Annotated in this window: 13 protein-coding genes; 5 read left to right on the forward strand and 8 right to left on the reverse strand. The window is 73.4% G+C overall.

The features are described from left to right. Positions 1-374: 374 nt before the first annotated feature. From ACWGKT_RS29240 to ACWGKT_RS29270, 7 genes are all read right to left on the reverse strand, one after another. The gene (locus ACWGKT_RS29240) at positions 375-1,544 is read right to left on the reverse strand and encodes a glycosyltransferase (protein WP_453276045.1); all 1,170 of its coding nucleotides are present in this window, start codon (positions 1,542-1,544) and stop codon (positions 375-377) included. Next, a complete protein-coding gene (locus ACWGKT_RS29245) occupies positions 1,541-2,362 on the reverse strand; it encodes an alpha/beta fold hydrolase (RefSeq protein ID WP_453276046.1) in 822 nt (273 codons plus the stop codon). Before ACWGKT_RS29245 ends, ACWGKT_RS29240 begins: the two co-directional genes overlap by 4 nt. Before the next feature lie 3 nt (positions 2,363-2,365). Continuing rightward, entirely contained in the window at positions 2,366-2,686 is a 321-nt protein-coding gene (locus ACWGKT_RS29250; RefSeq protein ID WP_453276047.1) for an acyl carrier protein, read from the reverse strand. Beyond that, a complete protein-coding gene (locus ACWGKT_RS29255; protein ID WP_453276048.1) occupies positions 2,683-7,491 on the reverse strand; it encodes a beta-ketoacyl synthase N-terminal-like domain-containing protein in 4,809 nt (1,602 codons plus the stop codon). Before ACWGKT_RS29255 ends, ACWGKT_RS29250 begins: the two co-directional genes overlap by 4 nt. Position 7,492: 1 nt before the next feature. Continuing rightward, positions 7,493-14,806 carry an SDR family NAD(P)-dependent oxidoreductase gene (locus ACWGKT_RS29260; RefSeq protein WP_453276049.1) on the reverse strand — a complete coding sequence of 2,438 codons (7,314 nt, stop codon included), beginning with the start codon at positions 14,804-14,806 and terminating at the stop codon, positions 7,493-7,495. Between the two features lie 588 nt (positions 14,807-15,394). Next, entirely contained in the window at positions 15,395-17,308 is a 1,914-nt protein-coding gene (locus ACWGKT_RS29265) for a ricin-type beta-trefoil lectin domain protein (RefSeq protein ID WP_453276050.1), read from the reverse strand. A 415-nt stretch (positions 17,309-17,723) separates the two neighbouring features. Then, positions 17,724-18,161, reverse strand: coding sequence for a DUF4442 domain-containing protein (locus tag ACWGKT_RS29270; RefSeq protein ID WP_235453315.1), 438 nt, complete (start codon positions 18,159-18,161; stop codon positions 17,724-17,726). 85 nt (positions 18,162-18,246) lie between these two features. On the opposite strand from ACWGKT_RS29270, the gene ACWGKT_RS29275 reads away from it, so the two are divergent. The 5 genes from ACWGKT_RS29275 (at position 18,247) to ACWGKT_RS29295 (ending at position 22,903) form a co-directional block, all read left to right on the forward strand. Then, a complete protein-coding gene (locus ACWGKT_RS29275) occupies positions 18,247-19,215 on the forward strand; it encodes a hypothetical protein (RefSeq protein WP_453276051.1) in 969 nt (322 codons plus the stop codon). 66 nt (positions 19,216-19,281) lie between these two features. Continuing rightward, complete coding sequence (locus tag ACWGKT_RS29280) at positions 19,282-20,298, forward strand: hypothetical protein (protein WP_453276052.1); 1,017 nt, start codon at positions 19,282-19,284, stop codon at positions 20,296-20,298. 66 nt (positions 20,299-20,364) lie between these two features. Further along, positions 20,365-21,531: an MFS transporter gene (locus tag ACWGKT_RS29285; RefSeq protein WP_453276053.1), complete on the forward strand. Its 1,167-nt coding sequence runs from the start codon at positions 20,365-20,367 to the stop codon at positions 21,529-21,531. Positions 21,532-21,554: 23 nt separating this feature from the next. Continuing rightward, complete coding sequence (locus tag ACWGKT_RS29290; protein WP_453276054.1) at positions 21,555-21,788, forward strand: hypothetical protein; 234 nt, start codon at positions 21,555-21,557, stop codon at positions 21,786-21,788. Between the two features lie 575 nt (positions 21,789-22,363). Beyond that, positions 22,364-22,903, forward strand: a complete 540-nt coding sequence (locus tag ACWGKT_RS29295; RefSeq protein WP_453276055.1) for a hypothetical protein — start codon at positions 22,364-22,366, stop codon at positions 22,901-22,903. 214 nt (positions 22,904-23,117) lie between these two features. Here ACWGKT_RS29295 and ACWGKT_RS29300 read toward each other — a convergent pair. Beyond that, positions 23,118-23,996 (reverse strand): tetratricopeptide repeat protein (locus tag ACWGKT_RS29300; RefSeq protein WP_453276056.1); only part of this gene is annotated, 879 nt, incomplete at its 5' end.

Raw genomic sequence — 23,996 nt, forward strand, 5'->3', positions numbered from 1 at the left:
GCGGGGTCGGCGGGCTCCGCGTCGTCGGCGGGGACGGTGGGCTGCATCTCGTCACTCATCGGGTCTCCACTCGTCGGCTCTCGGCTCATCGGCAATTCGTTCATCGGCGACGCTGGGGGCAGCGGCTCTTCGCTTACCGGCGACGCTCGGGCACCGGCTCTTCGCTCACGGCCGGCGCTCGGGCACCGGCCCTTGGCTCACCGGCGACGCTCGGGCACCAGCTCTTCGCTCACCGGCGACGCTCGGGCACCAGCTCTTCGCTCACCGCCGGCGCTCGGGCACCGGCCCCTGGCTCACCGGCTCTCGGTCGTTCGGTCGTTCCGCTCGCCGCTTCCTCGGCTCGTCCCGCCTCGGCTCGCCTCCGCGGCGCCCGGCTATGCCTCGCCCGCCGCCAGTCCCGCAAGGTGGCTCGCCGCCGCCGTGGCGCCTCCGGCCGTGCGGAACGCCGTGCGGATGCGGGCGGCGGCGGTGCGATGGGCCGGGTCGTTCAGGAGGGTGTCGAGGGCCTCGCCCAGGCGGGCGGACGTGACGCGGCCGAACCTGACCCGCAGGCCCGCTCCCGCGTCGACGACCTGGGCCGCCACCACGGGCTGGTCGTCCCGGATGGGGGCGACGACGAGCGGGACGCCGTGCCACAGGGCCTCGCAGACCGTGTTGTGCCCGGCGTGGCAGATCACGGCGTCGACCCGTTCCAGGAGCGGCAGTTGCGGGACGGACGGCAGGATCAGTACGTCCTTGTCGTCGCCGCGTTCCGCCAGGGTGCCGCCGGGATCGACGAGCACCCCCTGCACCCGGCCGGCGCGTTCGCGCACCACGGTCACGCACTCGGCGAGAAAGCGGCCGCCCGCGTCCGCGTTGGCCGTGCCGAGGGTCACCAGGACCTTCGAGCGGCCGGGATCCAGCCACGCCCAGGGGAAGTCGGCCGCGGCAGGCCGGTCGGCGATCGAGGGGCCGACGTAGTGGATGTGCTCCCCCGTGCGGGCCGTGGGCCCGACGAGCTCGGGCGTGCTGAACGCGAGGACCAGGTGGGGCGAGAACCGCGGGTCGGCGCCGCCCGCCGGGTCCCCGATCCGGCCCCGCAGCTCGTCGAGGCGCGCCCCCAGCCAGGCCGCGACCTTGGGCATGCCGTCGTACACGTCGGTGAACTCGGCCGAGGTGGTGGCGGAGGTGGCCCAGCGCAGGCCGAGGCGCTCGGCCACCAGGGCGCCCGCGAAGGCCTGTTGGTCGGCCACGACCACGTCCGGCCGGTACTCCTCCACCGCCGCCCGCACCCCGGGGGCCATCGCGTCGGCGAGCGGCACCAGGTACCGCTCCCAGAGGAACTTCAGCGCCTCGGGGCCGCGCAGCCCGGGCGGCCGCTCGACACCGGCGATGCCCGCGCACGGGTACACGACCGCCCGCGCTCCGGCGAGCCGCCGTACCAGCCCGGGATCCGGGCAGGCCCAGGCCACCCGGTGCCCGCGCGCGGCGAGCCGGGCGGCCACGCCCACCGTCGGGTTGATGTGCCCGACCAGTGGCGGTACGGCGAACAGGAACCCGCTCACCGGGCCTCGGCCCCCACCGGCCGGATCCCGCTCGCGTCGCTGATGAGCCCGAGGATGTGCGTGCCCACCGGCCCCGGTGCCTCCACCAGCACGGAGTGCTCGTGCCCGGGCAGTACGACGGACCGGAAGTCGGCGAGCAGCGTCTGCTTCAGGGACACCAGCTCCACCAGGTCCGAGTCGCCGCCGTAGACGCCGAGGACCGGGCAGCGTACGGCCCTGATCTCGTCCTCGGTGAGCACCCGGCTGGCCGGGATGTCCCCGCCGAGGGTGGTCTCGCGGGCGAGCCGTGCCGCGCCCTTGGCCAGCCGGGCGGTGTTGTGGCTGCGGTGTGCGGTGATCCAGGCGATCGCGTCCGGCTCGTTGTGCGCCAGCTCGGTCACCACGCGGCGCAGGATGCCGCCCAGTTTCGCCGCCCAGGTCGCGGTCGCCGGCTCCGACTCGATCAGGGTGAGGCTCGCCGTCCGGCCGGGGTGGCGGGCGGCCCAGCCGAAGGCGATGGTGCCGCCGTAGGAGTTGCCGACCAGGTGGACGGGGCCGGTGATGTCCAGCCGGTCGAGGAGAGCCTCCAGGTCGTCGATGTTGTGGTCGAGGGAGTAGCCGCTCGGGGGGCGTTCGCTGCGGCCGTGGCCGCGCAGGTCGTACATGACCACGTCGAGGCCCGCCGCGGCGAAGCGGGGGGCCACGGTGAAGTAGTAGCTGGCCAGGCTGTCGGTGAGCAGCCCGTGCACCAGCACCACCGTGGCGACGGGGGTGCCGGCGCCACGGGGTCGCAGGCGTTGGACGTGCAGCCGGATGTCGCCGGTGTCGACGATCGCCATGCGTCAGCCCGCCTCGGCGGCCTTCAGGCTGTGCACGACGTACTCGACGAGCCTGCCGACGGTGAGTGCGATGATCTCCTCGAACTCCATGCCTGCCAGGAACTCGGCGAAGTTGACCCGGTCGCCGTACCGCTGCTCCAGGAGGCCCGCGAGGGTCACCAGGTCGATGCTCTCCAGCTCCAGGTCACGGTTGAAGGTGGTGGTCATGCCGATCTCGACCTCGTCCTCGCCGTACTCCTCCAGGAGCGTCAGGAGCATGGCTCTGACGTCGGCGAGCACGGCCTCCTCGTCGGCATGCTCGGTGGTCGGGCGCGTGGGGTTCATCGGCCGTGCTCCTCTCCGTCGTCTTCCGCTTCGTCCGCTGCTTCCACTGGTTCCGTCTCGGGCACCGGTCCCGTCGTCCAGGCCACGACGTAGTCCCGGTCGGGCAGCGCGGGGGGATTGCGGACGGGTGCGCAGCGCACGCGGTACGCGCGTTCCAGGCGTCCGGTGACGAGCAGCCGGCTTCCGTCCGGCGTGACGTCGAGGACTTCGAAGTCCCGTGGGCGGCCGCCGAATCCGGTGCCCTCGGCCTTGGCGACCGCCTCCTTGGCGGCCCAGAACCGGGTGAACCACAGGGCCTCGCCGATGCCGTCGCCGTCGTCGCTGCCGCCGGCCGCGGCGCGGCGCTCGCGCAGCAGCCGCAGTTCGTCGGCGCCGAGGGCGGTGGCGAGGGCGGCGGGGTCGCGTGCGGTGACTTCTTCGAGGTCGATACCGGGGCCGGGGCCAAGGGTGTGCGGCCGTACGATCGCCACCGCGGCCTCGGCGCGGTGGGCGAGCGAGACGTCCAGCGGTGGCAGGGTCCTGCCGTTGACGCCGGTGACGTAGGGGCGGCCCATGTCGTCGTTGTGGACGCGTAGTTCGGCCGGGTAGACCGGTCCCTCGCCGTGCTCCCACAGCCAGCGGCGTACGGCGTCCTTGGCGGCGATCCGGCCGAGCAGCCACTGCCGGCGGCCGCGCGGCGCGTGTGCGGCGTACTCCGCGCGCTCGGCCCCGCCGAGCGAGTTGCGCATGATCAGCTCGCGGGAGGCGAGGTCCGGCCAGCGCTCGTGGAGCAGCGACCAGCCGCCGGGCCGGGCCTCGGAGAGGGTGTTGCGCTCCGGGAAGCGCTCGACCGGGCGGGTGTAGGGGTCGTTGTCGAAGCGGCGGTCCTGCCAGCCGGTGAGCTCGGCCCACACCCGGCCGGCAACGGTCAGTTCCACGTCCGCCTCCAGGACGGTGTCGGTGAGCGAGGTGATCCGTACCAGGCACTCGACCTCGGTGCCCGGGGCCGGGTGGGGTCCGTGGAAGCGCATCCGCCGCATCCCCACGGGGAAGACGACGGTGCGTTCGGTCCGGGTCGCCATGATCCAGTAGCCGAGCAGCTGGCCCACGTTGTCCAGCAGGGCCCCGGGGGCTTCCGGTGTCGTGATCACACCACGGACGTGGGCGTCGCCGATGGCGCTGAGTTCGGTGACGCCCTGGAAGGCCGGGCCGTGGAACATCCAGCGCTCGGCGTAGAGCTGGGCCGCGGTGTGGTCGGGGGTGCGTTCGCGGCCGGCGGGATCCGGGCGGCGGGGTGGGGGCGGTGCGGGGTGGGTCGCGGCGAGCTCGACGACGGCGCGGGCCGTGGGTCCGAAGGAGACGGCGACACGGTTCGGGTCCTCGGGGGTGCGCCGCACGGTGACCGGGACGTCGACGGCCGGGGTCGCCGTCAGCCACCGGTCGAACCGGGCGTCGTGCACGGCGATGGCGCGCATGCCGGGGACGGCTTGTTCGGCCGCGTCCGTCATGTGCCGCACGATCGTGGTCGCCGGGACCACCGGCCAGCGGTCGGCCACGTCCGGCCAGCCGGGGCGCTGGGGGAAGAAGCAGTGGTCGAGGAGGTGGGGCATGGTGTCCGGGGAGACCTGGACGGTGGTGTGCCAGGTGTCGGGGGCGGCCGGGGCCGCCGGGGCGGTACGGGGGCCCTCGTGTCCGGGCGGTGCCGGGGGCGCGGGCGGAGCGGGGGCGGACGGCACGGGGGCGACGGATGGCGTGGGAGCGGCGGATGGCGTGGCAGTGGCCGTTGCCGTGGGAGCGGCGGTCGCCGCACGGGCGGCGCTGTCGGCCCGGTGACGTCGGTTCCCGGCGCTGATCACTGCCGCCGCCGTGTCCGCCGTGTCCCGCAGCAGGGCGCTCAGTTCGGCGGCGAGCGGATGGCGGCCGGCGAGGGCGCTCAGGGCGTCGTCCCCGGGGGCGAGGGCAAGGACGGGGACGGCCGGGACGGACTCGGGTGCACCGATCCGGGCGCCGCTCACCGCCCCCGGGGCCCCGGCACGCAGCTCCGCCCGGAGCCCGTCGAGGACGCGGCCGTCGAGGGACACCAGCGCACCACCCAGGTCCAGCCGGACGGGCGGACGCCCCGTCGCGCCGCGAACGCCTTCCCGGGCCGACACCTCACCGTCGCCGGTGCGCGGCAGCGCGGGTGCCACCCGGGCGCCCGTCGTCCACAACGCCGTCGCCACGCGCCGGAGTTGGGCCAGGCCGGAGCGGTGGGGAGAGTTCGCGGCGACGGACAGGTGGTCGCGGTCGCCGAGGGTGTCGTCGACGAGGGAGGTGAGCCGGCCCGGGCCCGTCTGGACGAAGGTGCGGTGGCCGGCCGCGTACAGGGACTCGACGAGGGTCCGGAAGCGGACGGGTTCCAGCAGGTGCCGGACGAACAGCTCGCGGACCGCTGCCTCGCCCTCGGGAAACGGCGCCGCCGTCGTCCCCGACCAGACGGGCACGGTCGGCCGGTGCAGCCGGAACCGGGCGGCGGCCTCCTTGATGGGCGTCAGGTACGGCGCCAGCATCGGGGTGTGGAACCCGGACCGGAAGGGCAGCACCTGGCACACCACGCCCTGGGCCCTGAAGGCCCGGACGAAGGCGTCCACGGCCCCGTCCGGACCGCACACCATGGACTGGCTGGGCGCGTTGTCGTGGGACAGCACGATGCCGGTGCCCGCCCAGCCGTCGGCCAGGGCGGCGAGGACGCGCTCGGCGGAGGCCCCGACCGCGCCGAAGGTCAGGCCGGGCACGCTCACCGCGTCGGGGTCGAACTCCGCCATGAAGGCGTCGACCTGCTCGGCCGCGTACAGCCCGGCCGCCGCCATGGCCGTCCACTCGCCGACGCTGTGCCCGGCCACCGCGTCCGGCACCGTGCCCATGCGGCGCAGCGCGGTGTCGAGGAGCCGCCCCACGCCGACCACGCCGAAGCCGTGCCGGGCGACGTCACCGACGCGCACCTCCGCGCCGTCGCCGGTGGGTCCGGCCAGGCCGAAGTGGGCGGCGATGTCGTCGACGCGGGGCGTGAACTCGACCTCCAGGCCCGGGAAGAGGAAGGCGAGCCGCCCGACTCCCGTGCCGAGGAGGGGTCCGGGCCGGAACCACACGTCGTTGCGGCCCTGCCAGGCGCGGCCCCTGGCGACCGCCCGCCGGGCCAGCGCGAGCCGCTTGGCGGTCGGGGCGACGATGCCCAGCCGGGCCGGGCCGGCCTGCGGGTGCGTGCGGCCGGTGTCCAGACCGCAGGCCAGGACGGCGGTGTCGTCCGCGTCCAGCAGGGCGGCGAGCCGGCCCGGGCTGTCGGCGGCGAGCAGCAGGACACGCTCGGGCTCGACGACCACCGCGGTGGGACGGGGCACCCGGTCCACGGCGGAGGGTCCGCCCGCACCGGGTGCCTCCTCCAGCACCACGTGCGCGTTGATCCCGCCGAACCCGAAGGCGTTCACCGCCGCCCTCCGCACCGGCCGCTCCGCGCCGGTCTCCCAGGCAACGGCTTTCTCCAGCACCCGGAACCGGGTGTCCGCGAGGGCCGGATGCGGATCGTCGCAGTGGAGTGTGGGCAGGAGGGTGCGGTGGTGGACCGCGAGGGCGGCCTTGATCAGGCCCGCCACCCCGGCGGCCGGCATGGTGTGGCCGATCATCGACTTCACCGAGCCGATCACGGCCCGCTCCCCGCCGTGGGCGTCGCCGGGCCCGAACACCTCGGCGAGCGTGGCGAGTTCGGCCGCGTCGCCGGCCGGGGTCGCGGTGCCGTGCGCCTCCAGGAGGCCGACGGAGCCCGCGGCGGCGGGGTCGAGTCCGGCGGCTTCCCAGGCCTGACGGACGGCATGTGTCTGGCCGCCCGGGTCGGGGGTGACGAGACCGGCCGTACGGCCGTCGCTGGCCACGCCGGTGCCCCGGATCACGGCGTAGACGCGGTCGCCGTCGCGTTCGGCGTCCGCGAGGCGTTTCAGTACGACGATGCCCGTGCCCTCGCCGATGAGGATGCCGTCGGCGTCGCGGTGGAAGGGGCGGATGCGCTCGCTCGGGGAGAGCGCGCGCAGTTGGGAGAAGACGCTCCACAGGGTGATGTCGTGGCAGTGGTGCACTCCCCCGGCCAGCATCAGATCGCAGCGCCCCGAGACGAGTTCCCGCACCGCCTGGTCGACGGCGACGAGCGAGGAGGCGCAGGCGGCGTCCACGGTGTACGCGGGGCCGCGCAGGTCGAGCCGGTTGGCGATCCGGGAGGCCGCGAGGTTGGGGACCAGGCCGATGGCGGACTCGGGGCTCGCCGGGCCCAGACGTTCGGTGAACGCCTCCCGGACTCGGGCGAGTTGACCGGGGTCCAGGTCGGGCAGCAGCTCGCCCAGGGTGCGCACGAGCTGGCCCGCCGTACGCACCCGCTGGTCGAGCCGGACCAGGCCGGGGGTGAGGTAACCGCCCCGGCCCAGGACGACGCCGACGTGGTGCCGGTCGGGCAGCCGCTCCCCGGCGCCCGCGTCGGCGAGGGCGGCGGCGGCCACGTTCAGCGCGATGAGCTGGTCGGGCTCGGTGCCGGGCACCGAGGTCGGCATGATGCCGTACCGGGTGACCTCCACCTCGACGAGGTCGTCCACGAATCCGCCCCGCCGGCAGTAGACCTGGTCGGCGACGGCGGGCCCGGTGGCCGAACCGGGGCGGTAGTAGTCGGCGTCCCAGCGGCCCGCGGGGACCTCTTTGATCGCGTCCACGCCGTCCCGCAGGTTGCGCCAGTAGGCGTCGAGGCCCGCGGCACCGGGCAGCAGCGCCGCCATGCCCACGATGGCGACGGGCGTCTGTGGGGTGGTCATGTCACCAGCCCGAGGAGGTGTGGACGACGGCACGGACCGCCGCGTCGCCCCAGGCGAGTTCGCGCAGCAGGGCCGCGGTGCCCTCCTCGGGGTCGATCAGCCGGATGCCGCGCCGGGCGTACTCCCGGCCCAGCTCCGGGCTGACCATCCCGGTGTGCCCGCCGGTGGGCGCCCATGGCCCCCAGTGCACGGTCAGCGCGCGGTTGCCGGTGCGGGCGGCCCAGGCGGCACCGAGGCTCTGCAGGGCGTCGTTGGCGGCGGCGTAGTCGGCCTGGCCGCGGTTGCCGAGCACGGCGGAGAGGCTGCCGAACAGGACGGTGAAGGCGGGCCCGGTGGGCAGTTCCTCCAGCGCCGCGAGCAGGGTGGCGGCGCCGCCGGTCTTCGTGCCGTACACCCGCTGGAAGGACGCGTCGGACTTCTCGGCGATCAGCCGGTCCTCGATCACCCCGGCCGCGAACACGACCCCGTCGAGCCTGCCGTGCTCGGCGTGGATCTCCTTGACCGCCTGGAGCGCGGCGTCCTGCTCACGGAAGTCCACGGACCGGTAGCGGACCTGGCTGCCCAGCGCGGTGAGCTGTGCGAGGGTCTCGCCGATCTCCCGCTGGGCGAGGATCAGTTCGGCGGTCCGGTTGACCTCCGCGGGGGTGAGCGAGCCGCGGGCGGCGACGGCCGCGCGCAGCTGGGCCGGGGTGCGGGCGGCCGCCGTGTCCGGGGCCTCGGGGCCGGTGGGTGCGGGTGTCCTGCCCAGCAGTTCGACACGGCAGCGGCAGGCCGTGGCGAGCGACGCGGCGACCTTGGCGGTGATCCCGCGGGCCCCGCCCACCAGCAGCACGACGGAGTCCCGGTCGAGGCCGAGCGCGGCGGCCTCGGCGGCGCCGTCGGCGGCCGGTCCCGCGCCGGTGCTGCCCAGCGGGCCGAGGGGTGCCTCGACCAGCTCGAAGCCGTGGCGGCCTTCGGCGGTGCGCAGGACGACGGGGGCCGGCTCCGGTGCGAGGAGTTCGGCGAGCAGGGCGTCCGCCACGGCGGCCGGGCCGGTGTCGTCGAGGACCACGGTCCGGGCGACCGTCCGCGGGTACTCGCGTGCGACGGTGCGGAACAGGCCGTCCAGGCCCGCCGACCGCGGCGCGTCGGCGTCGCCGTCCGCGGGGCGCGCGGCCAGCAGCCAGCGCGGGTCGCGGGCCAACGCGGCCCGGAACACCGGGAAGGCGTCCGGCAGCACCGGTGACTCGTCGCCCGGGAGCGCGCCCAGGTACAGCACGCCGTCGACCACGCCGTCCGTCTCGGTGAGCAGGTGCCCGGCGTCGACGGTCACCACGTCGGCGCCGTACGGGGCGAGCCGCTCCGCGATCCGTGGCGCGGCGCCCGCGCCGTCACCGAGGACGACGAACCGCCGGCCGCACAGGACGGGGGCGGGATCCGCCGGGTCGTCGTCCGCCCGGTCGAGGAGCACCGGGCGGAGCTCGAAGCGCTTCGGCGCGACGCCTCTGAGCTCGGCCTCGTTCTCGTTCTCGTTCTCGCTCGCGTTCTCGCTCCCGTTCTCGCTCGCGCCGACGGAAGCGACCACGTCGGGCTGTGCGGGCGTCGGCTCCCCGGCCGCCGGTCCGATCCGCGCCGCCAGCCAGGCCGTGACCGCGGCCGCCGTGCGCGCCTTGGCGAGTTCCTCCACCTCGGCGTCGTCCAGGGCCGTCACGTCCGCCCCGGCGCCGATCCCGAGGCGTTTGGCGAGTTCGCCGGCTATCTCGGCCCGCTTGATCGAGTCGATGCTCAGGTCCGCCTCCAGGTCGAGGTCGGGCTCGATCATGTCGACGGGGTAGCCGGTGCGTTCGCTGATGATCTCCAGGACGACGCGCGCCACGTCCGTCTCCGCGCCGCCGTCGGCGGCCGACGGGAGGACCTCGGGGACCGCTTGCGGGATCGCTTCCGGGACGGCATTCGGGGCCGCGACGAGTTCAGCGGGCAGGATCCGGGGCTCGGGCAGGGCGCCGGGGGCCGGGGGTGCCGGGAGCGACGCGGCACCCGGAACCGCCCCGAGGTAGGTGAGCAGCACATCGCGTTGGGCGGCGATCATCTCCCGGCCGGTGCGCAGGAATTCGGAGATCAACGCGTCCTGGCCGGCCGGGACGCCGTACGGGTGGTTCGTCGTCACAGTCGTCTCCACGACTCGTCGGGCCGGTGCGAGGGCACCGGGCAGGAGTTCTCCGGCGGCGGTGCGGACCAGATGTCCGTCGACCGTCCAGCCGGGCCGCTTCGGCGCCGGGGTGCGGACCGCATCGACGGCGTCGCGGCCGCGCAGGAGCCACGCGGTGCGCACGGGGCTTCCGGCGACGGCCAGTTGGGCGAGCGCGTCGAGCCAGCCGTGCAGGCCACTGTCTGGGCGGGGTTCGCAGGCGACGGCGCGGTGCGGGCGGTCACCGAGGATCCGGCCGACCAGCCGGGTCAGGACTGTGCCGGGTCCGGCCTCGACGAAGGTCCGGGCCCCGGCCTCGTACATCGCCTCGATCTGCGCGACGAAGGCGACCGGGGCGCCGATCTGGGCGGCCAGTTCCGCGCGCACGGCGTCCGCGTCCGACCCGTACGGAGCGGCCGTACGGTTGGCGAAGACCGGGAACTCGGGCGGCCGTAGGGTCCTGTCCCGGAGGACCTCGGCGAACCGCTCCCCGGCACCGGCCACCACGGGGCTGTGGAAGGCGCAGGCCACGGGGACGCGCCGGACGCCGAACCCGGCCCCGCGCAAGAGCCGTACGGCGGTGGTGACGTCGTCCGTCGGGCCGGAGATCACCGTCTGCTCGGGCGAGTTGCGGTTGGCGACGACGACGGAGGCGGGGGCTGAGGTGACGCGCAGGGCATCCGCCACGTCCTCGGCGCCGGCGGAGACCGCGGCCATGGTGCCGGGTTCGTCGCCCGCGGCCGCGAGTATGGCCGCCGCCCGCTCGCCGCTCAGCTCCAGGAGTGTCTCGGGCTCGATGGCGCCGGCCGCGCACAGGGCGACCAGTTCGCCGTAGCTGTGTCCGGCCGCCATGTCCGGCCGTATGCCCGCGGCGGTCAGCAGGGCGTGGGCGGCGAGGCCGGTGATGCCGAGCGCGGGCTGCGCGGCCCGGGTGTCGGTGAGCGCGATCCGCTGCCGCTCCCGGCCCGCGTCGTCGAACGCGGCCGGCGGATAGAGGCGTTCGGCGTGGGCCCGGCCGAGCTCCAGCCAGTGCCGTACCTCGGGGAAGGCGACGAAGACGTCGGCGAGCATGCCGGGCCGCTGGCTGCCCTGCCCGGGGAAGAGGAAGGCGACCTTGCCGCCTCCGTCGTCCGGGGCCGCATGGATCCCGGCGGCCGGATCGTGCTCCCCGGCCAAGGCTCTGCGCAACTGGGCGGTCAGGCCCTCCACATCGGTCGCCACGACCGCCACACGCACCGGGTCCGGTGAGGCGTCGGAGCGGCGGGCCGCGCCGAGCGCGAGGTCGCGCAGCCGCCAGGGGCGGCCCTCGGACTCGGCGGCTCGCAGGAGCTCCTCCATCGCCCGGTGTGCCGCGGCCGTGTCCCTGCCCCGGAACGTGAACAGTTCGGCCGGCCAGGCGTTGAGCCCCTGCTCGGGCGGTGTGCCGTCGCCGTGCGCCGCCAGCACCACGTGGAAGTTGGTGCCGCCGAAGCCGAACGCGCTGACCCCGGCGAGCCGTTCGCCGGGCGGCACGGCCCAGGGCTGGGCCCGGGTGTGGAAGGCGAACGGGCTGTCCTCGTCCTTCCAGGCCGCGTTGGGCCGCTCCAGGTGCAGGGTCGGCGGCGTCACGCCGGTGTGCAGGGCCAGCGTGGTCTTGATCAGGCCCGCCAGTCCGGCGGCGCACTTGGTGTGCCCGATCTGCGACTTGACCGAGCCCAGGACGCAGCCACCCGGCCGCGCCCCGGCCCGGGTGAACACCTCGCCGAGGATGGTGAGTTCGGTGCGGTCGCCGACCACGGTCCCGGTGCCGTGCGCCTCGACCAGGCCGACCTCGGCGGGCGACACACCGGCATTGCCGTACGCCCGCTCCAGCGCCGCCCGCTGCCCCTCGGGCCGGGGTGCGGTCAGGCCCAGGGAGCGGCCGTCGCTGGACGAGCCGAGCCCCTTGATCACGCCGTACACGCGGTCGCCGTCGCGTTCGGCGTCCGCCAGCCGCTTGAGGACCACACAGGCGACGCCCTCGCCGAGCGCGATGCCGTCGGCCGAGCTGTCGAAGGCCCGCGACCGGCCGGTCGGGGAGAGGGCGTGCACGGAGGAGAACAGGACGTAGTCGTTGATGCCGTTGTGCAGGTCGGCGCCCCCGCACAGCACGACGTCGCTGGTGCCGGCCACGAGTTCCTTGCAGGCGACGTCGACCGCGGCCAGCGAGGACGCGCAGGCCGCGTCGACGGTGTAGTTGGCCCCGCCGAGATCCAGCCGGTTGGCGATCCGGCCGGAGATGACGTTGGCGAGCATGCCCGGGAAGGAGTCCTCGGACAGCCGGGGCAGCTGCTCGTCCAGGGCGTCGGGCACCTTGCCGTAGTACGAGGGCAGTACGGCCCGCAGGGTGGCGGCGTTGGAGAGGTCGCTGCCCGCCTCGGCGCCGAAGACGACGGAGGTCCGCGAACGGTCGAACTCCCGCCCCTGATCGCCGTACCCCGCGTCCTCCAACGCGCGCCGGGCGGCCTCCAGGGACAGCAGCTGGACGGGCTCGACGCTGCCGAGCGAGGCCGGCGGGATGCCGTAGCGCAGCGGGTCGAAGGGGATACGGGGTAGGAAGCCGCCCCACTTGGACGTCGTAGCGCCGTCGGCGTGGTGCACGGCCGGGTCCCAGCGGTCGTGCGGCACCTCGGTGACGGCGTCGTGTCCGGCGACGACGTTCGCCCAGAAGGTGGCCAGGTCGGGGGCCTGCGGGAACATGCAGGCCATACCGACGATCGCGATGTCGAGAGGCGCGGGCGGTTCCTGGACGGCGGCGGAGTCCGCGACTGTCTCCAGACCGAGTTCGTGGGCGCGCGCGGTGAGGAAGTCGGCGGCCCCGTCGGTCACCGAGCGGTGCAGGGCGCCGATCGTGGTCGTCGCCGAGCGCAGGACGGCCACTTCCCCGGCCATGAACATGCCCTCGTCGAGCTGGCGTTGTTCCGAGACGGGCGCGAGTTCGCCGTCGGCGGCGCGCTCGACGCCCTTGCCGGCGATGCGCAGCCGGCCGACGTTGAGCCGCTCCAGCTCCTCCCAGACCCGCCGGTCCGGGACGCCCCGGGCGCGTAACTCGGCCTCGCGCTCACGGTAGTCGAGGGTGAACGGGCTGGGGACACAGCGGGTGGCGTGCCCGGGCGCGGTCTCCAGCAGCGCCGTCTCAGTGGCGGCCAGAACCTGCCGTTGGAAGAGCGGCTGGATCGCGCCCCGGCCCACCGCCTCCTCGGTGAAGAGGTAAGCGGTTCCCATGAGGACGCCGACGGCGGCGCCGCGTGCGGTGAGCGGTGCGGCGAGCGCGGCGACCATCGCCGCCGAGCGCTCGTCGTGGATCCCGCCGGCGAAGAACACCTCCACCGTGTGCGCCGTCGCGTCGTCCGCGTCGGCCAAGAAGTCTTCCAGGACGGCGAGTTGGGCCTCCCACAGCGGGAAGCTCGCGCGGGGTCCGACGTGGCCGCCGCACTCGGAGCCCTCGAAGACGAACCGGCGTGCCCCGGCCTCCAGGAACTGCCGCAGCAGCCCCGGCGAGGGCACGTGCAGGAAGGTGCGGATGCCGGCCCGCTCCAGCGCCTCGGCCTGGGCGGGCCGCCCGCCCGCGACGATGGCGTGGCTGGGGCGCAGCTCCCGTACGGCTTCGAGCTGGGCGTTCCTGAGCTCCTCGGGCGCGAATCCGAGCACGCCGACACCCCAGGGCCGCCGGTCCAGTTCGGCTCGCGCGCGCGTCAGCATCGCCCGCGCCTGCGCGCCGTCCGCGAGGGCCAGCGCCAGGAAGGGCAGCGCACCCTCTTCGGCGACGGCGGCGGCGAACCCGGCCTGATCACTGACCCGGGTCATGGGCCCCTGCGCCACGGGCAGCCGGGTCCCGAGGGCGCGACTCATGGGCGAGCTGGGGCGCAGGGCGCGGGCGGGGGCGGGGCTCGGGGCTGAGGCTGCGGCTGCGGCTGCGGCCTCGGCTGGGGCCTGGGCTGGGGCTGGGGCTGGGGCCAGTGTGTCGGCGGCCGAGGCGGGGTCGGGCCCGGCCGCAAGGTCCTGCGCGGAGTTGGTGGGCGCGGGCCCGGTGGCCATGTCCTGCGCGGAGCGGGAGGGTTCGGGCCCCGGCGTCAGGTCCTGCGTGGCCGCGGTCGCTTCGGGCCTCAAGCCCTGTGCGGCCCCCGTCGCTTCGGGCCTCGGGACCAAGCCTTGCGCGGCCCCCGTCATTTCGGACGTCGTGACCGAGCCCTGCGCGGAGCCGCCGGGTTCGGACTCCGGCGACACATCCCGCACGGCCCCCACCGCCTCGGGCCTCGCGACCAAGCTCTCCGCGGAGCAGCCGGCTTCGGACTCCCGCGACACACTCTGCGCGGCCCCCACCACTTCCGGCCCCGTGACCAAGCCCTGCGCGGAGCCGCTGCGTTCGGCCTCCGGCGACACGCCCTGCGCGCCATTCATCGGTTCGGCCCCGGCGAACGTCTCCTCCACCGCAGCTCTCAGCCCGCGCAGCACCCCGCGCACGTCCCGCCAGCGCTCGGCGAAACGGGCCGCGAGGAAGCCGTCCTGGCCGACCGGCAGGAGCTGGGTGTGCGGATCCTGCGCGCCGAGCAGGGACGCGACCACGTCCGGGTCGTCGGCCAGGGGACGCGGGGCGTGGGGGCCTCGTCGGTGCAGTACCCGGTGGCCCGCCACGACGACGGTCTCCGAGCCGTCCAGGGAACGCAGCGCGGCCGCCGTCGCCTCCGGCAGACCCGACTCGGCCAGCAGGGCCAGTTGGCTGTCGAGGACGACACCGGCCGCCCCGCCGGCCACCGCGGCCGCCGCCGTCCGGGGACCTATGCCGCCGCAGGCCCAGACCGGAACGTCCGTCCCCACCTCGGCGAGCAGGTGCTGGAGCAGCACGAAGGTGCTCAGCTCCCCGACGCGACCGCCGCTCTCACTGCCCCGGGCGATGAGTCCGTGTGCCCCCGCGCGGACGGCTTCCCACGCCTGGACCAGGTCCGTGACCTCGGCCAACACCCGATGGTGTGCGGCGACTTCGCCGATCGCCCAGGGCGCGTCCCGGGCCAGGATCACCGTGTCGGGACCGCCCTCACCCCGCTCTCCCGCCGCTTCGAGTTCCTCGGGGCGCATACGGCAGCGGCCCGCGACCCGCACTCCGTAGGGGCCCGATGCCGCTCGTCTCATGCGCCCGAGCGCCTCACGGGTTCTTCGGTCTCCCACACCCAGATCGAGGACCCCGAGTCCGCCGGCGCGGCAGGCAGCCGTGGCGAGCCGGGCGTCCGGTTCTCCGAAAGGGGTGACGCAAATGATCAATTCCAGGGCGCGCACATCAGGCGTCATGATGCTCCGAAAGAATCGGCAAGACAGCACGGTGGGGGTTTGTGCGACATGCAAACTCTGGTGCGGCCCCCGGAAACTAGCGACTACCTACTGACGGGTCAATAACCGCGCCGACTCTCCGCGACCTGTGGAATCGATCCGGCCAGCGGCCGGGACTCGCCGCAAGAGCCGAAAATCCGAGCAATTCCCTTCAGTCTCCCCGCGGCACCGGGCGCCGCCCGCGGACGCCACAACGCCACAAGCCCGTCAAAGCGTCCGGCGCATTCACCCCGCACTCACCCGGCAGCAACGCGAAGGGTCGTGCCAAGGGGGACTGTAAAATCCGCATGACTTCGGCCAACTGGCTCGAACGGGGCGCACCGGAAACCAATTCCCTCCGGCGAAACGCGAACCGGGAAAAATTCTAGTAAACCATTGAAGAAACGGCCGGGATCATCCTTCCCCGTCGAACGGGACGGTCGCCGCCACACGGGACGGCAAGCCGCCGACCGCTCGCGCCGGCAGGGACGTCACCTCTTCGACCGAGGCCGGCAAGGCGCGTACGACGCCGGTGGCAGCGGGCCGCCACGCCGCACCGTTGTCGAAACCGACCTGTGCGACTCGTGTGTCGTAGCTCCGAGGTTCGGGCTGCCCGGACTCCTCGCGGGGCGCTTCCCGCTCCGAAGGCTTCCCGGTGGGTCGCTCCGTCGGGGCCGGGGACGCTCCTCGCCCCTCCCCCTCCCCCGGTACCGCTCCGCGTTCCGCCGGACCGGTCCCGGCGTCCAGCGCCCAGCGCTGCCGTTCGGAGTCGTTCCGGTCCGCCACGACGACCCGGCCGCGCGCCGCGCCCGAGCCGGGGGCCACGGCGAGCCCGTCCCGCCACCGGAGCAGGAGTTCACCGCGGGCCGTCAAGTCGTAGGACACCTCGCCCGGGTGGACGAGGCAGCCGGACAGCACGACCGTGCGGGACGCGGGGTCGGCGGCGAGGCAGAGGGTGGGGTCGGCGGCACTCCGCAACCGCCCATCACTCTCGTACTTCCACTGCTGCGATCCGGCGGACGAAGACCCGGAGGAAGCCCCGGACGAAAAGCCGGAGGAAACCCCGGAGGAAACCCCGACGGAAGATTCCGCGGAGGAACAAGCCACCGCGACGGCCCGCGCCCCCGACTCGGCCCGGCCGCCTTCGACGTCGAGGCAGAGTCCGGTGGCGAGGCTGCGGAGCCTGCCGTGCGCGACCTCGACGGGTTCGCCCTCGGCGTCGGCGGTCGACGGGAAGCCGGCGGAGGACGACGTATCGGCCGTGCCCGGCCGGGCCGAGGCCCCGGCGGGGGCTCCCCAGGCGACGTGCGACCCGGCGCCGCCGTGGTCGTCGGACCAGCTCCGGGCCGCGAGCACGGTGGCGAGCAGCACGAGGGAGGTGAGGCCGACGGCGAAGGCCACCATCGTGCGGCGGCGACGCTCGGGCGCGGTGCGGTGACGGCCGCCGCTCGCCGGAGCCGCCGGCTCGTGGACGGGCGGCCACTGCGCGGCGGCGCCTCGCCCCGGGCGGGAGTCGAGGTAGCGGCGGGCGCCCCAGCCGAGCACGGTCTCGGCGAGCAGGGCGCCCAGGCCCCCTTCGGCGTGGCCGAGTTGTTCGGCGGCATGACGGCAGTACCGGCACCGGGTCAGGTGCTGCCGGACATCCGGCAGCAGAGTGCCGCCACGGCGAATGGGGACATCGAGGAGACGATTGTAGAAACGGCATTCCCTGGACGGCGCGAGTTCCCGGTGGGCGCGTACGAGACCCGCCCTGAATTGTGCGCGCGCCTGCTCCAGTTCGGCCGCCGCGGTGGTGGCGTCCACACCCGACAGACCAGCGGGTATGGATATCGGCTCCGCCTCCACCTCGGTATGCCACAGCAGGCATTGGGAGGTTCCCGGAAGGGCCGAGAAAGCGCGCTCCGTGAGGTGTCGCCTGTCGGGCACACCGGGGGGCACCGCGCGTAGACCGCGGCCACCGGTGGGTTTGCCCAGTTCCGGGAGCACGATGCGCACGACGTCGTCGGCGGCCCATTCACGGACCGTCTCCCGTACGGCCACGAGGAGTTGCGGGCGCAGGGCGCCGACGACGGCGCCTGCCGCCGCTCGGCCGAGCACCCGCTGGAACGCCGCGGCGGCCACGTAGTGGACCGCGTCCGTGGCGGAGGCGAGGCAGACGACCGCGTAGTCACACGTCGCGCGCCAGTGCCGGGCGAGCAGCAGGGCGACGGCGCAGTGCCGGCCCTCGCCCGGACCGGCGAGCCGAGCGACCAGTTCGCGGTCGGAGTCTCCCGGGGCCGCGCCGGGGTGGGGCGGGTAGGGCGGATGTGGGGGTGTGGGGGGCTGCACTGAACCATTTCCTTCCAAGCCACAGGACGGCATACGGAATGGCGTCCCGTCGGAATGCAGTGCCTGATTGGTGCGTACCTGTCGGAGCCGGGCTTCCCGTACGGCCCCGGCCCGGCCCCGTCAAGGGGAGGCTCACTTTCGCACATGCGACTCACGGGAAACAAGAAGTTCGAATGCCCCAGCCCCAACGTGCGGGAAATTCCAATAAGTTACCGACGGTATCCGCACCCGCATTCGAGATCACCGTCGCGGAAGGGCCAACTTGTGTACGAGGGAAGCCCGATGACACACGGAATCTCCAACTTCCCACCCACGCAAGGCCGGAGGCGGTTCACAGGACGCTTCGAGCATGCGAACGGGGCCCGACCGCACCCGGCCGGGCCCCGCGCGTGGTCCGCCGCTCGGCGGACCGCTGTCAGCTGTTGGGACGGAGGGTCCAGATCACCGTCATCTCCGTCGTCACCGCACCGTCCTCGCGCTGGATGGCGACGCTGACCGGAAACTCGGGGCGCTTGCCCGCGTCGAGTTCGGCGACGACCTCCGGGATGGGGCGGCCGAGGGTCGCGGTGGCCTTGACCGGGCCGAGGGCGATCTTCTTGAACGCGATCTCCGCGGTGACCGGGAGCGGCACGGCGCGCGAGAGCTGGTCGCCGAACGCGGCGAGGACGATCGCGCCACTGGCGGACTCGCCGAGGGTGAACATCGCCCCGGCGTGGGGGCCGCCGACGTGGTTGCGGTACTCGCTCTGGTCCGGCAGCGACAGCACGGCCCGCTCCGGAGTGGTCTCCAGGTACTCCAGGTTCAGGGTGCGAACCATCGGCACCGTGGCGGCGAGCAACTCGCCGATCGACATCTGATCTGCGCTCATGCCGACATGTTACTCATGAGTAGGGGGGCTGGCCAGAGCGGGTGCGATGATCGCTGTATCGTTTCGGCCCATGTGGCCAGGGGAACAGCCGCCGACGGGCGGGACACATCCGCAGCAGAATCCGTACCAGCAGCCCGGCTACCAGCAGCCCAACCCGTATCTGGGTGCGCCGCAGCCGGCCCCATGGGGCACGCCGCCGCAGCCACCGACGCCGGGACCGGGCGACGGGGGACGGCGCACCAGGCTCGTGGCGATCGTCACCGCCGCCTGCGTGGTCGTCGCGGCGGGCGTCACCGGATTCCTCGTCCTGGGCGGCGGCAAGGACGACAAGACCGGTCCCGCCACCCCCTCGAGATCGACGTCCGGCAGCCCGTCCGACTCAGCCGACTCCTCGGATTCCGCCTCCGACAACCCGCGCTCCGAGGACGACGCCCTGAAGCCGACGGTCAAGGGCTGGAAGGTCGTGGTCAACCCGGACATCGGCGTGGCCTTCGACGTGCCGCCCGACTGGTCCCCGCGCTCCAAGAGCTGGGTCACCTATGTCACCGATGACGCCGGCTCCGACGACGACATCCTGATCGCCATGAAGGCCCCCGCGGTCTTCAAGGAGAAGTGGTGCAGTTCCGACGACAACAAGGACGGCGGCAGCGAGAACACGTCCCTGGCGAACGTGGGCACGCGCGGCATCGCCGCCGGCCGGAGCTCGCAGCAGGTCGCCCGTCAGGACTCGGCGGAGTGGGTCTACGGCTGGTACACCCAGCCGGACCGCAAGAAGGTCACCACCGGTCCGGTGACCTCGTTCACCACGGCCTCCGGCATCGAGGGCAGCGTCGCCGGCTCGCAGTCCTCCGGGGTCGCGAGGAAGAAGAAGTGCGACTCGGACGGCAAGGCGACGACGTTCGCCTTCAAGAACGCGGCCGGAAGGCCGCTTTCGTGGTCCTTCGTCGGTGCCAAGGGAGTCAAGGGCGAGGTTCCGGACACGACGATCCGGGCGATCCTGCGTACGGTGCGGCTGTACGACACCGGCTCCGACTCCTGATTCGGTACGTCCCTGACAAGGGGCAGTGACCGAATCGTGTCCCCGGCGCGACTAGGGTAACTGCCCATGTGGCCAGGACAGCAGCCGCCCGGGGGCGAGCAGAACCCGCAGAACAACCCGTATCAGCAGCCGGGTTACCAACAGCCGAATCCGTACCAGCAGCCCGGCTACCAGCAGTATCCGCAGGCCAACCCCTATGGGCAGCAGGGGCAGTGGGGCGCTCCGTCCCCCGCGGGCGGGCCCCAGCCGCCGCAGGCCCCGCAGGGCGGTGGGGACGGAAACCGGACGAAGGTGATCGCGATCGTCGCGGCCGTGGCGATCGTCGTCGCGGCCGGCGTGACCGGATTCCTGGTCCTGGGCGGCAAGAAGGACGACGAGGGCGGCGGTTCGGGCAAGAAGCCCAGCCAGTCGCCGACCTCGTCCGCGCCCTCCCCCTCGTCGTCCGGCTCGACCGACAACCCGCGCGGCGACGAGACCGACAAGCCGACCGTCCCGGGCTGGAAGGTCGTCGCCAACCCCAAGTTCGGCACGGCGTTCGACGTCCCCGCGGACTGGGAGGTCGAGGGTCCGGGCATCTCCATCGCCATGGAGGACCGCAAGGCCGACAACAAGCTGCTCACCTCCGTGTCCGGGCCGGCCCAGTACAAGTCGAAGTGGTGCACGTCCGACATCGACCGGGACGGCAAGAACGAGGACACCGCCCTGGCCGTGGTGGGCACCCGGGGCGAGAGCGGCGCGAAGAGCCCGTCCGACGCCGCGGTCACGCGCGTGCCGTGGTACATCTACGGCGGCTACACCCAGCCCGACAAGAAGAGCGTCTCCTTCGACAAGAAGGCCACCCCCTACACGACCGCGTCGGGCGTCAAGGGCGCCTATGCCTGGGCACGTTCGACGAACACCCCGCAGAAGGGCAAGTGCGCGAGCGACGGCAAGGCCATCTCCTTCGCCTTCATGAACTCGGCCGGTGACATCGTGTCCTTCGACCTCTACGGCGCCAAGGGCGTGAAGGACGAGGTCGACACGAAGACGATCATGAAGATCCTCAGCACGGTACGGCTCCACGGGGACCCGACCGAGAGCTGAGAGGCGCCGGGCACACCCCCGGGCAAATGGTTTGGTACGGGGGTCCCGGGCGGCGATAGTCGGCCGGTGACCTCCTGCGCCGACTCCCCCGGACCCTCGCGCCGCCCCGCCCGGGCGGGCCGCAACTACTCGCTGCTGACCGCCGCCGCCATCGTGACGAGCCTGGGCAGCAACGGCGCGTTGATCGCAGCCGCGTTCGCCGTGCTGGACGCGGGCGGCGACGGCGGGGACGTGGGACTGGTGGCGGCCGCCCGCACCCTCCCGCTCGTCCTCTTCCTGCTGATCGGCGGCGCGGTCGCCGACCGGCTCCCCCGGCACCGGGTGATGGCGGCCGCCAACGCCCTCAACTTCCTCCCGCAGGGCGCCTTCGCGCTGCTCGTGCTGCTCGGCGAGCCGCGGCTCTGGCAGATGATGCTGCTCACCGCGCTCGGCGGCACCGGTCAGGCGTTCTTCAGCCCGGCGGCGGAGGGCATGCTGATGTCGTCCGTCGACGGGGAACACGCCGGGCGGCCCTTCGCGGTGTTCCGCATGGGGATGCAGGGGGCGGCCCTGGGCGGCGCCGCCCTGGGCGGTGCGCTGGTCGCGGCGGTCGGGCCGGGCTGGGTGCTCGCGGTGGACGCGGCGGCCTTCGCGGTGGCCGGGTCGCTGCGGTCCTTCCGCGACGTGAGTCACATTCCGCCGCGCACGCCGGGCGACGGCCTGCTCGCCGATCTCCGCGAGGGCTGGCGGGAGTTCGCGGGCCGGCCCTGGCTGTGGGGCATCGTCGTCCAGTTCTCCGTCGCCAACGCGGTCGTGGGCGCGGCCGACGCGGTCTACGGCCCCCTCGTGGCCCGCGACAGCCTGGGCGGGGCCGGTCCCTGGGGTCTGGCGCTGGGCGCATTCGGCGCGGGCACGGTGGCCGGCGCCCTGGTGATGACCCGCTGGAAACCGCGCCGACTGCTCCTCGCCGGTACCCTCTGCGTCTTCCCACTGGCCCTGCCCTCCGCCGCACTGGCGGTGCCGGTACCGGCCGGAGCCCTGTGCGCGGTCATGTTCGCGGCCGGTGCGACCGTGGAGGTCTTCGGGGTCTCCTGGATGACCGCGCTGCACCCCTGCGAACGTAACCTCTTTGTATGGCTGACGACTTGGTACAGCGAGCGCACTGGGGAAACCTCGAAGGCCAGAACTGGGCAGGGCTGGCCCGTCTGTCGACCGAGGAAGCTGAGGGCGAACTCTCTTCTGACGACAGCTTAGAAGGGCGATCCCGCCCCAGGTTCATGACCGGCAGGGACATCAAGAGCACCGAGGAGCAGGAGAGGGACGGCCGTCAGTTCGTCGAGAGCCGAGGCGGACGGTACGTGTACACGTACATGGAGCCGGACACCTCGGCATGGAAGCGCCGGCGCGTACGTCTCCCGGACGGCAGCATCGGATACCGCGTCGTACGGCCCGTGTACGAGGGCGCGTTGGAGGACCGAAGCAGGCAAAGGCCCCGAACGGTGAGCGCATAGACGGCCTGATCGTCTACGACATCGACCGCCTGACCCGAGACCCCGCCACCTCGAAGACGCGATCGAGACCGTGGAGCACTACCACCGGCCGATCATCGACATCACGGGCACCTTGGACCTGTTGACCGACAACGGGCGCGCCATGGCGCGTGTGGTCGTCGCCATGGCCAACAAGCAGTCGGCCGACACCGCGCGCCGAGTGCGCCGCAACCACAAGGCGAGGCGGGACCGGGGCATTCCCGTGGGCGGCACGCGCCCGTTCGGATGGCAGGAGGACAAGCGCACTCTGAACCCGCGCGAGGCTCAGCACATCCGGGAGGCGGTGAAGCGCATCATCCTGGGCGTTGCGTGGCACGCGATCGTAGCCGACTGGAACCGCCAGGGGATCACCACGTCCAAGGGCAACCCGTGGACGTGGATCGGGCTCACCCACGCGTTCGGCTGCTCTGTGTGCGCCCACGAGCAGGGGCCCGACAGTCTTGGCGATGTTCTGACACGCGGCCTGTTGACGCCGCATTCCACACGGCGTTGGATCGTCTCTGCCCGTGCGAGTGTCCGAGTAGAGAGCTGGGACGATGACCGAGGACGCCAGACCCGGGCTGGTAAGGGTGGTCTACTTCCAGCAGACGTCCGCGCTGATGATGAGCGCGGGTGCGGTGCTGTCCGAAGGGCTGCTGCTGGTCTTGATCGGTACGGCTCACCGGCTGGAGACCCTCCTGGTGGGAGCAGTTGCGGTGGCTCTTGCGTCTCTGGTGCTGCTGCCGCTGCGTTTCCGTCTCCCCGCCCGGCTTCGCCGTAAGTACGAGCATGCCGCGCGCATCCACAGCGCCGAAGAACAACCGCACACCGGCCAGGACGCGGCGAAGCGGCTGTCGCTACGGCGCACGGCCGGATTCGTGGGCGGAGCGGTCTGCTGGATGATGCTCATCGGCCTGGCATCGCATGAGCTGATGCCGCCCCTCATGCTGGTTCCGGTGGCCGTGGCCCAATGGGCCCAGTCCCGGGCGACCGCGAAATGGGAGCGGGAGAACGAAGCAGACCTGTGGCAGACCATTCCCGGGCTGCTGGGTGCCCGAGGCCCGGTGTTTCGTGTGCCGGCAGAGGGCGGTATCTGAAACCACGGCCTCAGGGACAAGGCTGCCGTGCTCGCCACCACTTCAGGAGCGAGGTCGGGCGAGTGCTGCTCTGAGCTGCGAACTGTCTACATGGGCTGACCGAGGGTCGGTCACTCGCTGGCCACTGCCGTTCCCCGCGGCTCCCCGCTGGATCTGGCGGGTGTGGCTCGGAGAACTTCTGATCCGTAGCTCTGTACGGATCGGTCGGTGAGGGTCATACCGGTTGCGCGGGAGGCTCTGAAGGGGGTTCGAGGTCGAGGACGGATGCTGGGGTTGCTGTATCCGGTGGCTGTACGCCTGCCATAGCGTCGCGGAAGTTGGCGAGGTCGTTGTCGGCAGTGAGGGCGTTGGGGTGGTCCTCGCCCGGGATCCGCTCCCGGTCGGTCAGGACCCGCTCGCGCAAGTCGAGGGCGTCCTGGACCCGTCCGGCATCGCTGTAGGAGAGGGCGAGGTTGTTGCGGGCGCCGAGGGTGTCGGGGTGGTCCTCGCCCAGGATCCGCTCCCGGTCGGTCAGGACCCGCTCGCGCAAGTCGAGGGCGTCTTGGAAGCGTCCGGCATCGCTGTAGAAGTTGGCGAGGTTGTTGCGGGCGCCGAGGGTGTCGGGGTGGTCCTCGCCCAGGATCCGCTCACAGTCGGCCAGGACCTGCTCGCCCATGTCGAGGGCGTCCTGGACTCGTCCGGCGGCGCTGTAGGAGAGGGCGAGGTTGTTGCGGGCGCTGAGGGTGTCGGGGTGGTCCTCGCCCAGGATCCGCTCGCAGCCGACCAGGACCTGCTCGCCCATGTCGAGGGCGTCCTGGACTCGCCCGGCGGCGCTGTAGGAGTTGGCGAGGTTGTTGCGGGCACTGAGGGTGTTGGGGTGGTCCTTGCCCAGGATCCGCTCGCAGCCGGCCAGGACCTGCTCGCCCAGGTCGAGGGCGTCCTGGATCCGCCCGGCGGCGCTGTAGGAGAGGGCGAGGCCGAGACGGGCGGTGAGGGTGTCGGGGTGGTCCTTGCCCAGGATCCGCTCCCGGTCGGCCAGGACCCGCTCGCGCAGGTCGAGGGCGTCCTGGACTCGTCCGGCGGCGCGGTAGGAGTCGGCGAGGTTGTTGCGGGC

Source organism: Streptomyces sp. NPDC054794 (assembly GCF_053611585.1).

Coding starts and splice junctions, on each gene's coding strand:
- ACWGKT_RS29245 (WP_453276046.1), bottom strand. CDS start 2,362: ATGGCGATCGTCGACACCGGCGACATCCGGCTGCACGTCCAACGCCTG.
- ACWGKT_RS29250 (WP_453276047.1), bottom strand. CDS start 2,686: ATGAACCCCACGCGCCCGACCACCGAGCATGCCGACGAGGAGGCCGTG.
- ACWGKT_RS29255 (WP_453276048.1), bottom strand. CDS start 7,491: ATGACCACCCCACAGACGCCCGTCGCCATCGTGGGCATGGCGGCGCTG.
- ACWGKT_RS29260 (WP_453276049.1), bottom strand. CDS start 14,806: ATGAGACGAGCGGCATCGGGCCCCTACGGAGTGCGGGTCGCGGGCCGC.
- ACWGKT_RS29270 (WP_235453315.1), bottom strand. CDS start 18,161: ATGTCGATCGGCGAGTTGCTCGCCGCCACGGTGCCGATGGTTCGCACC.
- ACWGKT_RS29275 (WP_453276051.1), top strand. CDS start 18,247: ATGTGGCCAGGGGAACAGCCGCCGACGGGCGGGACACATCCGCAGCAG.
- ACWGKT_RS29280 (WP_453276052.1), top strand. CDS start 19,282: ATGTGGCCAGGACAGCAGCCGCCCGGGGGCGAGCAGAACCCGCAGAAC.
- ACWGKT_RS29290 (WP_453276054.1), top strand. CDS start 21,555: ATGACCGGCAGGGACATCAAGAGCACCGAGGAGCAGGAGAGGGACGGC.
- ACWGKT_RS29295 (WP_453276055.1), top strand. CDS start 22,364: ATGACCGAGGACGCCAGACCCGGGCTGGTAAGGGTGGTCTACTTCCAG.